Source organism: Pseudoalteromonas sp. SG43-3, assembly GCF_014164385.1.
Classification (GTDB): Bacteria; Pseudomonadota; Gammaproteobacteria; order Enterobacterales; family Alteromonadaceae; genus Pseudoalteromonas; species Pseudoalteromonas distincta.
In genome coordinates, this window is record NZ_JACJFC010000006.1 from 38,793 (window position 1) to 52,693 (window position 13,901).

Here is a 13,901-nt window from a genome sequence, read left to right on the forward strand (position 1 = left end):
ATGAGTAAAAAGTTTACGCTCATTCCGTTAGTTGCTGCCCTGTTTTCAGGTTCATTATTTGCTGCTGTAGAAGCCGTCACTATTGACGATTTACCCCAGCTCAAGCAAGAGAGTCAACATGGTACTGCTAGCAAACGAGTGGCTAGCTTATTTGCTCGTTCACACTATACACCGGTTCGATTTAACGATGAGCTTTCTAGTAAAGTGTACGATCGTTATATCGAATCCCTTGATTTTAATAAAAGCGTTTTCTTAGCCAGCGATATCGCCTCATTTGAGCAATATCGTGATGACTTTGATAACGCTATTACTACCGGTAAATTAGACTTTACGTTTGATATTTTTAACTTAAGTCTTAAACGCCGTTTTGAACGTTACGAGTATTCACTTACTCTGCTTGAAAAAGAGATGACGTTTGATAAAGAAGATGAATACTTTTTTGACCGTGAAGATTCAGCATGGCCTGCGTCACAAGCTGAGCTTGATGAAATTTGGCGTGAGCGTGTAAAGTACGACGCACTGCGTTTAAAAATGACGGGTAAAGATTGGGAAGGCATTAAAGAAGTGCTGACCAAACGCTACAAAAATGCAGAAAAACGTTTAGTACAATCAAATTCAGAAGATGCTTTTCAAATTGTTATGAATTCGCTAGCACGCAGTATTGAGGCTCATACGTCTTATTTATCGCCACGTCGTGCAGAGCAATTCAAAATGGATATGGACTTAGAGCTTGAGGGCATTGGTGCCGTATTAAGCCCTGATGAAGATTACACTGTTATTCGCAGCTTAGTGCCGGGAGGCCCTGCAGATAAAACAGATCAAATTAAAGCTGATGATCGCATTATTGGTGTTGCTCAAGATGGCGAAGAGTTTGTAGATGTAATTGGCTGGCGTTTAGATGACGTAGTTGATTTAATTAAAGGTCCTAAAGGGACTAAAGTACGTCTACAGTATTTAAAAGGTGTTGATGCTCACGGCGCTCCGAAAGTTGTAGAAATTACTCGCGATAAAATCAGACTTGAAGATAGAGCGGCTAAATCAGAAGTATTTGAAGCAAAATATTCTGATTTAACAAGTAAAATTGGGGTGATTGAAATTCCTGGCTTTTACAATAATCTTTCGAAAGATGTAAAAGTAGAACTTGCTAAGCTTAAAGAAGAAAAGGTTGATGGTATTATTATCGACTTGCGCCAAAATGGTGGTGGTTCATTATATGAAGCAACACAATTGTCAGGTTTATTTTTTGACCAGGGCCCAGTTGTTCAAATTCATACTTTAAATAACCGTATAGAAGAGCAAAAAGATCGTGATGGTATAACTTACTATGACGGCCCTTTAACTGTGTTAGTTGATCGTTACAGTGCATCTGCTTCTGAAATATTCGCAGCAGCAATGCAAGATTACGGTCGCGCTGTAATTATTGGTGAGCAAACATTTGGTAAGGGTACTGTACAGCAGCACAAAGGCTTAGGCCGTGCTTATGACCTATACGATAATGCGTTAGGTAGTGTACAGTATACTATTGCTAAGTTTTATCGTATTAACGGTGGTAGTACGCAACATAAAGGTGTTATCCCTGATATTTCGTTTCCATCAGCAATTGATCCTGCACAGTGGGGCGAAAGTAAGCAAGATAATGCACTTCCTTGGGACAGCATTGTTAAAGCGAAATATAAAAAACTAGGTAATTTAACCCCTATTATTACGTACCTTGAAAAACAACACGAAGTACGAATTAAATCAGAGCCAGAATTTGGTTATGTATTTAATGACATTACCTTATACAACGAAGAGAAAGACCGTAAAACTATCTCTTTAGTTGAAGCAGACCGTATTAAAGAAAAAGATGAAGGTGAAGCACGTGCACTTGTACGTACTAACGAACGTCTTAAGCGTTTAGGTAAAGATCCGGTAGAAAACTTAGACGATATACCAGAAGTAATTGAAGAGCTTGACCCATTTTTGGAAGAGGCTGCATTAATTACTCAAGATTATATAAATTATGGTCGTATAGCTAAAAAGTAATAACTGGTTTTACCTCTGTAAAAAAGGCGCATTGGCGCCTTTTTTACTACCTAAAATTTACTAAATTGTTATAATCTTCGATTACATAAAGTTGAGCTGGATTAATGACGCTCAATTAATGCGCTTTACGTGCTAAAAATAATAATTAAACACACAGCAAGTGTGTGTAGGAGTCTCTATTTTGAAGCCATTGGAAGATAAACCAATCAAACCTGCCTCGTTTTTTGATGCATTAATTCCTATCTCTGTATTAATCTGTTTACTTGGCGCGGCTGTATACTTATTCGGTGATAACTCTTCATCCGGTCCTAACCAAATAGCACTTTTATTTGCCACTTTTGCAGCGGCTTTAATTGGTCTTAAAAACGGTTACACATGGAAAAAATTAGAACAAGCTATGATCGAAGGCATAACGCTTTCACTTGGTGCTATTTTAATTTTACTTATGGTAGGTGCATTAATTGGTACTTGGCTACTTTCTGGGACTGTACCAACTTTAATTTATTATGGCTTACAAGTTATAAATCCAAGTTGGTTTTATGCAGCGAGTTGTTTAATTTGTGGCATTGTAGCAATGAGTATTGGTAGTTCTTGGACCACGGCTGCTACGATAGGTGTTGCTTTATTAGGTGTTGCTACGGGTCTTGGACTTGAGCAAACAGTAACCGCAGGTGCAGTTATATCTGGTGCATACTTTGGTGATAAGCTAAGCCCGCTGTCAGAAACAACCAATCTGGCACCAGCAGTTGTTGGCGCTGATTTGTTTGAGCATATTCAACATATGCTGTGGACGACAGTACCGAGTTTTGTAATTGCACTGATTATATTTATATTCATGGGGTTTAATGCAACAGCTTCAAGCGAAGCAGGGCGCATTGATGAAATAACGGCTATTTTACAGCAAAACTTTAATATTGGTTTTGAAATGCTGATCCCGTTAATCGTACTTTTAGTTTTAGCTATTAAAAAAATGCCAGCATTTCCTGCTATCTCAATTGGTGCTGTTGTGGGCGCTGTTTGGGCTATGTTGTTTCAGTCTGATCTAATTGCTAGCCAAATTGATGTTTCTCAAGGACAGCTAGTTGGCTACTTTAAACTTGTTTGGACTACTTTCTTTGATGGTTTTAGCATAAGTACCGGCGATGATAAGATGGATTCGTTACTCAGCGGTGGCGGTATGGCCGGTATGCTTACAACTACATGGCTGATTATGACTGCACTGATGTTTGGTGCCATTATGGAAAAAACAGGTCTTTTGGATATTTTCGTAAAAAGCATACTTAAAATAGCTAAAAGCACAGGTTCGTTAATTGCGGCGACAATAGCTACGTGTATAGGAACTAACGTAATAGCGGCCGACCAATATATAGCGATTGTTGTACCGGGACGTATGTTTAAAGATGAATACGAAAAACGTGGTTTGAAGCCTGTTAACTTATCTCGTACATTAGAAGATGGCGGTACAATTACTAGCCCACTAATTCCATGGAATACGTGTGGCGCATACATGCAAAGCGTTTTACTTATAAACCCTTTTGATTATGCACTCTACGCTTTCTTTAACTTAATTAACCCTGTTTTAGCGGTTGTTTATGCCTACTTAGGCATTAAAATTTTACGTATTAAGCCAAAACAATCTGCCTAATTTTAAGCAGCTCCTTTTAACTTAAAAGGAGCTGCTTTGGAGTATCTATGACTGAATCAAGTAAACCTCAAGCACAATATCTTAAAGACTATAAAGCTCCTGACTTTCTAATTGACCACACAGAGCTAACATTTGACTTACAGCCTTTATCAACCAAAGTAAGCTCTTTACTAACACTTACCCGAGTTGGTGATAAAAAAGCACCTTTAGTGCTTGATGGTATTGATTTGAGTTTACTGTCTTTATCTGTTGATACAGTTGATATAACGGATTATGAAATTGTCGGTGAGCAGCTAATAATTAATAACCTACCGGATAGTTGCCAATTAAGTATTGTGACCGAGATATCACCTGAGACGAATACTTCTTTAGAAGGTTTATATTTATCGGGCGGTGCGTATTGCACACAGTGCGAAGCGCAGGGGTTTAGAAAAATCACCTATTACATGGATCGCCCTGACGTACTTGCCACGTTTGATGTAACTATTATTGCGGATAAAAAGTATCTACAACTTCTTTCTAATGGTAATCAAGTAGATAGCGGTGAAACATCAGATGGTCGTCATTTTGTGAAATGGCAAGACCCATTTAAAAAGCCGAGCTATTTATTTGCACTTGTAGCGGGCGATTTTGATGTTTTAAAAGATACTTACACGACTAAAAGCGGCAAAGACGTAGAGTTAGCATTATTTGTTGATAAGGGTAATTTATCTAAAACACCTCATGCTATTGCTTCACTTAAAAAAGCAATGCAATGGGATGAAGAACGCTTTAATTTAGAGTATGACCTTGATATTTATATGATTGTAGCCGTCGATTTTTTCAACATGGGCGCGATGGAAAATAAAGGGCTAAACGTTTTTAATAGTAAATGTGTATTAGCTAATCAAGAAACAGCGACAGATAAAGACTACCATACGATTGAATCCATTGTAGGGCATGAGTACTTTCATAACTGGACAGGTAACCGAGTTACTTGTAGAGATTGGTTTCAGTTATCGCTAAAAGAAGGGTTAACCGTATTTAGAGACCAAGAGTTTAGTAGTGATTTAGGCTCTCGTGCACTTAACCGAATTGATGCAGTTAAAGTAATGCGTACGCATCAGTTTAGCGAAGATGCAGGCCCTATGGCGCATCCAATTCGTCCTGAAAAAGTTATTGAAATGAATAACTTTTATACTGTAACAGTATACGATAAAGGTGCTGAAGTTATCCGTATGATGCACACGTTACTGGGTGAAACTAATTTTCAAAAAGGGATGACACTTTACTTTGAGCGCCACGATGGGCAAGCAGTAACATGTGATGACTTTGTCAGTGCAATGAGCGATGCATCAGGTGTTAATTTAGAGCAATTTAAGCTGTGGTATAGCCAATCGGGTACACCGCGCTTAAATGCAATACAACATTTTGATAGCAGTTCAAATACGTATACATTGACAATAGAACAAGCAGCACCGGACAATCAGCCAGGCAATAAACCACTTCATATACCTTTTGCTATTGAACTACTTGATGCGAATGGGAAAAGTATTGCTCCGCAATATAATGGTAAAAAACTAGATCATGTGCTTGATGTAACAAGTACGACTCAAACATTTAGCTTTGATAATATCTTAGAAAAGCCTGTTGCGGTTTTACTCGAAGATTTTTCTGCACCTTGTATTTTAAATCAGCAAACAACAGAGCCCGAACTATTACATATTATGCGTTTTGCACGCAGTGATTTTTCACGTTGGGATGCACAACAGCAGCTATTTATTAAAGCGATTAAATCTCAGATTACCGACACAACTAATAGCGTGTTAAGCAGTGAAACTATAAATGCGCTACGTGTACTTATAAACACCAAAGAGGGCGATTTAGCCTTAATTGCAGAGCTGTTTAAACTGCCAAGTTTTGATACATTAGCCGCTGAATTTGAAGTAATACCTGTAGATGAGATTATTGAAATAACAGAAAAGTTTGAGCAACAAATTGCTGACGAACTTGCTGATGAACTGCTTGCTTGTTACGAATCTCTTGAAGATGATGGCAGTATAAGTGCAAGCTCCGTTGCTAAGCGCGCTTTAAAACAAACATGCTTGCATTATTTGGCTAAAACTCAAAAGCCAGAGGCTGTAAGCTTTATTAAAGAAGCCGCAAGTTCGACTAATATGACCAATGTACTTGGTGCACTAAGCGCAGTGGTAAAAGCATCCCACCCTATACAAGATGAGCTTTTGAGTCATTTTGATAGTCAATGGCGCCATGATGTTTTAGTGATGGATAAGTGGTTTGCACTGCAAGCTATGCAGTCAGGCAATAAAGCTATAGATAATATTAAGGCACTTTACGAACATCCGTGTTTTGATTTTTCAAACCCGAACCGTGTCCGTGCACTTGTAGGAAGCTTTAGTCACTTTAATACAGCACAATTTCATCGCTCAGATGCCCAAGGCTATACGTTATTAGGTGACTTGTTAATAAAACTTAATGCAATTAATCCACAAAATGCGTCTCGTATGCTAACACCGTTCATGTCATGGAAGCGTTACGATGATGTTCGCTCTCAAGCAATGAAACTGCAATTACAACGCTTAGCTAATCTAGATGGACTAAGTGCTGATTTGTATGAAAAGGTTGAAAAAGCGCTCGCATAAATGATTGAGTATTATTTTACCTTAAGATTGAGCTATAACGAGTGCATGGATTACTACCATGGCCGTTTTAGCTCTTTACAAGTTGTAGAAGATGGCGGTAAAACGATTCGTTTTGCTGCTACACATTTGAGGCCCTTCATTTCAAGTTTAGGTGTACGTGGCCGCTTTAGACTCTTATTAACCCCCGAAAACAAGTTTATCCGCCTAGAGCGAGTGGCCTGACACTCGGTTTTTATGTTATATATACATAAAAATATTGTATTTTTGTTAATTTCAATTTGTCCTATTGTTAAATTACGTGTATAAATTATCTGGTACGACGTCTTACCAATACGTAAGCGTCAACCAAAATATAAAGTATACGGAAGATTAGAGCGAGTATTTGTAATTTCACTGATTCGCTTCTATCGTTATGATTACACTAAAAACAATAACTTGATCACACAAAATGACCCGCGACAGGGGGGAACCAAAATGATAAGAAGATCGCTTTTTGTTAAAAATAGAATCGCTATAGGTATAGCAGCCGCTAGCTTAGGTTTATCTGCAGCAAGTACACAAGCTGTAACATTTGAAGCTGGAGGTTTTGACATTACCTTCGATTCAACCTTTTCATATGGGCAAAGTGTTCGCGTAGAAGACAGAGACTTTAGCCTAATTGGTAAAAGTAACAATCCGGCATTTGATTGGACAGGTTACAACCCTGCGCTAAACAACACTATTTACTCATCTCAAGATGTATGGGCTCAACCTGGCTCTTATTCAAATAATGGTGATGCTGGTAATTTAAATTTTGACAGTGGTGACTCATTTTCAAAACTTTTGAAGGGAACACACGACCTTTCAATAAATAAAGATAACTACGGTTTGTTCACTCGCTTCATGTATTTTTATGACTTTGCGTTGATGGATGGCTATCATGCATATTCAAATCCTACATCAGGGCAGGGGGTTGATCCGTGTGATGATAAAGACACTAAAGCGCAAAGCTGTGCAGATATTCGTTTATTAGATGCGTTTGTGTGGGCTGATTTTGATTTAAATGATGGTAATAACCCTTTATCTGTCCGTTTAGGTCAACAAGTAGTTAACTGGGGTGAGAGTACACTTATATCTCATGGTATTAACGTAAACCCAGTTGATATTGACCGATTGAAAGCGCCAGGTGCTGAGCTTAAAGAAGCATTCATACCTGTAGGCATGCTTTGGGCATCGCTTGGCATTACTGACAACATTACCCTTGAAGGTTTCTACCAATACCAATGGCAAGAAACGCGTTTACCAGCAGCTGGTACGTATTTTTCGACTAATGACTTTGCAGCAGAAAATGGTTATCAGCAGAATGTTCAATTAGGTTTTACGTCTAATCCTGATATTGATGTCGCTTTTTTAACAGATAGCTTGAATAACTTAACATCTGATTTTGCATTGGCCGCAGCAGCACAAGGTATTGATCCTTCAAGTGCAGAAGGAAGTGCTTTATTAGCTCAAATGTATCTTGCATACCCAACTAAAGTTGCTTTAAAAGGTAAAGGAGATAATGGTAAAACAGAGCCTGAAGATGGCGGTCAGTATGGTTTACGTTTAGGTGTATTTTTACCTGAATTTAATGATACTGAAATTGCACTCTATCACGTGAATTATCATAGCCGTCGTCCGCTTATATCTGGTCGCGTATCAAACTTTTCACAAGCTGCAATTGCCCAAGATTTAGCGATGATCATGACAACAGAAATCACGTCAGATAATGTTGCTGATTTAACTGCTTTTTCTAAAGCTGAAAACGAGTACCCTGAAGATATTAAGTTATATGGTTTAAGTTTTAATACGACTATTGGCGAAACAGCCTTCGCGGGTGAATTTGCTTTTCGCCAAGATGAACCGCTACAAATTGATGACGTAGAGTTACTTTACACAGCTATGCCTGAGCAATTGGCGGTTGCTGGTATTCGTCCTGATTTTGCGGGTATTTCGCAAATGAGTATAGGCGATGCGGTAAGCTCAGTTGGTGCAGGTGAAGTTGCCAAAGGCTACATTGAACGTGATACATCACAAATTCAATTTACAGCAACACATTTATTTGGTCCTTCATTAGGTGCTGATAGCTGGGCTGTAGTTGGTGAAGTGGGTGTAGTTAAAATTCACGATATGCCTGGCTATGACGAAATGCGTTTAAATGTATCAGGCACTGGCCGTAGTGGCACAATAACAGGCCCAGGTACTACTGATTATTCAACATTGCAACTTGGTCTATCAAATGGCGCTGAAGAGAAATCATTCGCTACAGCATCGTCTTGGGGTTACCGCCTAATTGCGAAAGGCGATTACTTCAACTTTTACAAAGGTATTAACTTTTCACCACGTTTCGTATTTTCTCATGACGTAAACGGTAATACACCAGATCCTATGTTCTTATTTATCGAAGATCGTAAATCTTTAGGTGCTACGATGAACTTTAACTACCAAAATGCGTGGTCACTTGATGTGAGCTATAACTCGTTTTGGGGCGGTGGCGGTGTTAATACATTCTCAGACCGCGATTACGTTTCTTTTAACTTAAAATATTCTATTTAGGGGTAACATTACTATGATTAAAAAACCTACCCTCATTGCTACAGCATTTTGTAGTTTGTTTGCAAGCAGCGCAGCCTTGGCTAAATTAAGCGCTGATGAAGTTGCTCAATTAGGCCAAAACTTAACGCCAATGGGTGCAGAAAAAGCTGCGAATGCTGATGGTTCTATTCCAGCGTGGAATAATGGAATTACAACAGCGCCTGCAGGTTATAAAGCTGGTATGCATCATCTTGACCCATTTACAGCTGATAAAGTGCTTTTCACTATCGATAAAAGTAATATTGAAAAGTACAAAGCCAATTTAAGTCCGGGTCAAATTGCTTTATTTGAAGCATACCCAGACACATTTAAAATGCCAGTGTATGAAACACGCCGCTCAGCTTCGTACCCTCAGTTTGTTTATGACGCGACTAAAAAGTTTGCACCGACTGCTGAATTAATCGAAGGCGGTAACGGTATTAAAAATACCGCGATAGGTATTCCTTTCCCTATTCCTAAAACAGGTTTAGAGGCAATTTGGAATCACTTATTACGTTACCGTGGCCAGTCTATTGAGCGCTTTGGTGGTCAAGCTGCACCGACTGCATCTGGCTCTTACAACTATGTTGGTTTTGATGAGCAGCTATTAGTTAAATACTCAGACCCAAGCGCTACACCAGCAGAGCTACAAGACTCAAACATTTTGTTTAAGTTTAAACAAAGCGTTACAGAGCCTGCACGTTTAGCTGGTACTGCATTATTAGTTCATGAAACAATGGACCAAATATTAACGCCGCGCCAAGCATGGACTTATAACTCGGGGCAACGTCGTGTTCGTCGTGCACCTAATGTTGCATATGATGCACCAGGCACAGCTGCAGATAGCCTGCGCACTACCGATGATTTTGATATGTTTAATGGCTCACCAAATCGTTACAACTGGACGCTAAAGGGTAAGCAAGAGTTATACATACCTTACAACAGCTATAAACTTCATAGCGACAAGCTAGAGTACAATGATATTTTAATGCCTGGCCATATTAACCCAGAACATACACGTTACGAAAAACATCGTGTTTGGGTTGTTGAAGCTAACTTAAAAGATGATACACGCCATATCTATAAAAAACGTGTGTTTTACATTGATGAAGATAGCTGGCAAGTACAGGTTACTGATATTTATGATAACCGCGACCAACTTTACCGTGTAGCCATGGCTTATGGCCTTAACTATTACGAAGTTCCTACACAGTGGAGTACTCTTGAGGTTTATCATGATTTGAATTCTCGTCGTTATTTAGCAATTGGTTTAGATAACCAAGAAAAAATGTACGATTTTTCAAAGTCGTTTAACGATAACGAATTTACTTCAAGCGCTTTACGTCGCGCAGGTAGATAGTATTAAACTAGGCACTTAACAATATGTTAAGTGCCTTTTCCTTTCTCATCGCGTTTGTCTTACAGCGCGCAACGCACTCCCTAGTAAAAAGACAAACAACTCTCTCGTACAAGGCGATTAAAATTTATGAAGTATTTGGTATATGCCAGCCTGATAATAAGCGGTGCGAGTGTTGCACAAGAAGCCCCTAACTATGCAATCAGTGCAACAAATGCAGCTAAAACCTTACTCACTGATATAACTAACACGGGTAATGGCTTAATTGCTGTTGGTAAACACGGTACTGTTATTAAAAGTACATCGGGTGTTTCATGGCAACAAGCTGAGCTAGTTCCAACTCAAGTGCTCTTAACTGCCGTTGATTTTAGTAACGAAAATAATGGATGGGCGTGTGGCCACGATGCAACAATCATAAATACTACTGACGGTGGCATTAATTGGCAGCTACAACAAGCATTACCTGAATTAGACAAACCATGTTTAGATATTTTATTTGAAGATGACTTAAAAGGTTTTGCAGTGGGCGCATATGGCATGTTTTATCAAACTACAGACGGTGGTCAACATTGGCAAAAGCGCTTTTTAGATTCGCTACTTTTTAGTGATGATCGTGATTACTTAAACGATTTAAAAGAAAATGACCCACAAGGATACGAAGCGGAAACTGCTTCTATCTTACCGCACTTTAATCGTATAGAAAAAACAGACAATGGATTAATGCTCGTTGGTGAAATGGGTTTAATGGCCAGAAGCGTTGACGATGGTCAAACTTGGCAAAGAATAGAAGAAGTTTATCCCGGTTCATTCTTTGCAGTTGCCTCTGATAGCACTCAAGAAATTGTGGCGGGGCTACGAGGTAATGTTTTTGCAAAGCAAAGTGGCGAAAAGCAGTGGCAGCATTTTGAAAATGTTAAAACAGCGACGATTAACAACATCATTAATTATAATAACAAACAATGGCTCATGCTCGCTAATAGTGGCGTTATTTTTCATCTTCAAGATGGGTTACTCACCCATGAGCAGCTTGCTGACGGTAAAGCGATTCTTGATGGTGTAATTTTAGATAACAGATTGATCATGGCTACAGAAGATGGCATTAAAGTGAAGGAGTTAACCCCTTAATGCATAAGTTACTCGATTTTATTGAAAAGGCGATTTTTAGACATCGCTTAATTATGCTTATAAGTTTTGCACTTATAACCTGTTTACTTGTATTTAAAGCGACTCAAATTCAACTTGATGCATCGTTTAATAAAAATATCCCGTTAAATCACGATTACATGAAGGTATACACTAAACATGAAAAACAGTTTGGTGGTGCAAACAGTATTTTAATTTCAGTATGTGACGACAGCGGAGATATATTTAATCCAGAATTTTTTACTCATTTAAAAGCGGTTCACGATCAGCTTTATTTTATTCCTGGTGTAAATCGTCCTTTAGTGAATTCTATATTTTCACCTAGTGCTCGCTTTGTAGAAGTAGTAGAGGATGGCTTTGCCGGTGGTCCAATTATTCCTGCAAACTTTAAAGCAGATACGCGTGGATTAGGTGTAGTAAAGGAAAACATTGAAAAAGCAAAAGTTGTAGGGCGTATGATTGCCAGCGATTACTCTTGTGCAATGGTAACGGCTCAACTTTTAGAAACAGATCCTCAAACACAACAAAAATTAGACACATTAGCTTTTGCACAAAAGCTAGAAAGTGATTTAAGAGAGCCTTTAAGTACAGACAAAGTAAGTATTCATATTATTGGCTTTGCAAAAATGGCTGGTGATATAGCTGAAGGCGCAAAAGGGGTAGTCGTATTTTTTGCCATTGCTATCGCCTTTACCTTTATTATGGTTTGGCTATTTTGTGGCAGTTTAAAGCTAACTATTTTGCCAATCGCGTGTTCTATTATTGCTGTTATTTGGCAATTAGGCCTGCTTTCAAGTTTAGGGTTTGGACTAGACCCTATGTCTATTTTGGTGCCGTTTTTAGTGTTTGCTATTGGTGTAAGCCATGGTGTGCAGATGATCAATGCGATTGGCAAAAAAGTAGGTGAAGGAAAAAGTACGCGAATTTGTTGTCAGTCAAGTTTCAGGGCTTTATTAATACCTGGTGGTATTGCACTGCTTTCAGATACCGTAGGCTTTTTAACATTACTTACTATTGATATTGGTATTATCCGCGAACTTGCTATTACAGCGAGTTTAGGTGTGGCAGTAATTATATTTACAAATTTAATTTTGCTGCCAGTTTGGGCGTCGTACATGAACTTTGAAAACAGTGTACATATTCAATCTGGTGATGCTGAGAAGCCTAATATACTTGATAAGATCAGAGACATTTTAGTAAAAGCAACCGATCCTAAAATCGCTAAAATGATTATCGGTTTTACCCTTGTTTTATTTGCTCTAGGCTACTGGCAAGCAGATAAAATGCGTATAGGTGACTTACACGCAGGCGCGCCATCTCTGCATCAAGATGCCAGTTATAACCAAGACACGTTTTTAATTTCGGATAAGTACACTATCTCGTCTGATATTTTAAAAGTAATTGTAGAGGCGTATCCTGCAGCATGTACTGAGCATGATGTGATGGAGCGTATAAGCCGTTTTCAATACAAAGTTGAGAATGTGGCCGGTGTGCAGTCTGCTGTAAGTTTGAGCTCTGTAGCTCAATCGGTTAACGCGGGCTACAACGAAGGCAATTTAAAATGGCAGAGTTTGCCACGAAATTCAGCAAGCTTAGTACAGTCAACGTCTCGAGTTGAAACTAGTACAGGCTTACTTAACGGTGATTGTTCAGTTATGCCAGTGATTATATTCTTAGATGATCATAAAGCACAAACTATCGATACCGTAATTAAGAGTGTTAAGCAATTTGCCCAAGAAGAGGGCACTGAAAAACTAGCATTTAAATTAGCGTCAGGACCTGTGGGCGTAATGGCAGCTACTAATGAGTCTGTATCAGAAGCACAAATACCCATGATGCTTTACGTTTATGGTGCCGTTATTATTTTATGTTTAATGAGCTTTAGAAGCGTAAAAGCAACAGTAGCCGTGGTATTACCGCTTTATATTGTATCAACCCTTGCCCAAGCACTTATGGTACAGCTGGAAATAGGCTTAACAGTTTCTACTTTACCTGTAATTGCATTAGGTGTAGGTATTGGTGTTGATTACGGTATTTATATACTGTCGTCGATGATGGGGCAGCTTAAGCAAAACGTACCGCTTAGTGTTGCTTATCGAAATGCGCTTGTTGAGCGTGGCAGCGCGGTTCTATTTACTGGTATTACATTAGCTATTGGTGTGAGCACTTGGATATTCTCAGATCTTAAATTCCAAGTTGATATGGGTATACTATTAACCTTCATGTTTTTAGTGAATATGTTAGGTGCAGTGTTGTTATTACCCGCAATTGGTAGCCTTCTCTGGACTGACCAGAAAAAATAATGTGAATACTTTTGCTCCTAAATGGCCAGTAATGGCCATTTATATCTATATTTTGTGAATAGATGACCAAATAGCTGAAATGCTTAAAATGTTTTCATCGAAAAGGCTGTTTATTAGCTGTAAAAGGGTTAGAATTTAACTGACTCCACGCTAATAATACGCTGTACAAATATTCTGCTTTTAGCAGTAATAGA

The 13,901-nt window shown here is 38.7% G+C and carries 8 protein-coding genes; all 8 read left to right on the forward strand.

The genetic code is table 11. From position 1 onward, the window contains the following. The 8 genes from prc (at window position 1) to H5157_RS06985 (ending at window position 13,707) form a co-directional block, all read left to right on the forward strand. Window positions 1–2,025 (forward strand): carboxy terminal-processing peptidase, encoded by a 2,025-nt coding sequence (gene prc, locus H5157_RS06950; RefSeq protein WP_154903037.1) that lies wholly within the window; start codon window positions 1–3, stop codon window positions 2,023–2,025. Window positions 2,026–2,206: 181 nt separating this feature from the next. Further along, window positions 2,207–3,670 (forward strand): Na+/H+ antiporter NhaC, encoded by a 1,464-nt coding sequence (gene nhaC / locus H5157_RS06955; protein ID WP_002961908.1) that lies wholly within the window; start codon window positions 2,207–2,209, stop codon window positions 3,668–3,670. A 47-nt stretch (window positions 3,671–3,717) separates the two neighbouring features. Continuing rightward, entirely contained in the window at window positions 3,718–6,312 is a 2,595-nt protein-coding gene (gene pepN / locus H5157_RS06960; protein WP_182724420.1) for an aminopeptidase N, read from the forward strand. Then, the gene (locus tag H5157_RS06965) at window positions 6,313–6,534 is read left to right on the forward strand and encodes a DUF2835 family protein (protein WP_010552655.1); all 222 of its coding nucleotides are present in this window, start codon (window positions 6,313–6,315) and stop codon (window positions 6,532–6,534) included. Window positions 6,535–6,786: 252 nt separating this feature from the next. Further along, window positions 6,787–8,886, forward strand: coding sequence for a DUF1302 domain-containing protein (locus tag H5157_RS06970; RefSeq protein ID WP_154903039.1), 2,100 nt, complete (start codon window positions 6,787–6,789; stop codon window positions 8,884–8,886). 13 nt (window positions 8,887–8,899) lie between these two features. After that, window positions 8,900–10,264, forward strand: a complete 1,365-nt coding sequence (locus H5157_RS06975) for a DUF1329 domain-containing protein (protein ID WP_182695648.1) — start codon at window positions 8,900–8,902, stop codon at window positions 10,262–10,264. A gap of 126 nt (window positions 10,265–10,390) precedes the next feature. Next, window positions 10,391–11,386 carry a YCF48-related protein gene (locus H5157_RS06980; RefSeq protein WP_182724421.1) on the forward strand — a complete coding sequence of 332 codons (996 nt, stop codon included), beginning with the start codon at window positions 10,391–10,393 and terminating at the stop codon, window positions 11,384–11,386. Further along, window positions 11,386–13,707 carry an RND family transporter gene (locus tag H5157_RS06985; protein WP_182724422.1) on the forward strand — a complete coding sequence of 774 codons (2,322 nt, stop codon included), beginning with the start codon at window positions 11,386–11,388 and terminating at the stop codon, window positions 13,705–13,707. Before H5157_RS06980 ends, H5157_RS06985 begins: the two co-directional genes overlap by 1 nt. Window positions 13,708–13,901: the final 194 nt, after the last annotated feature.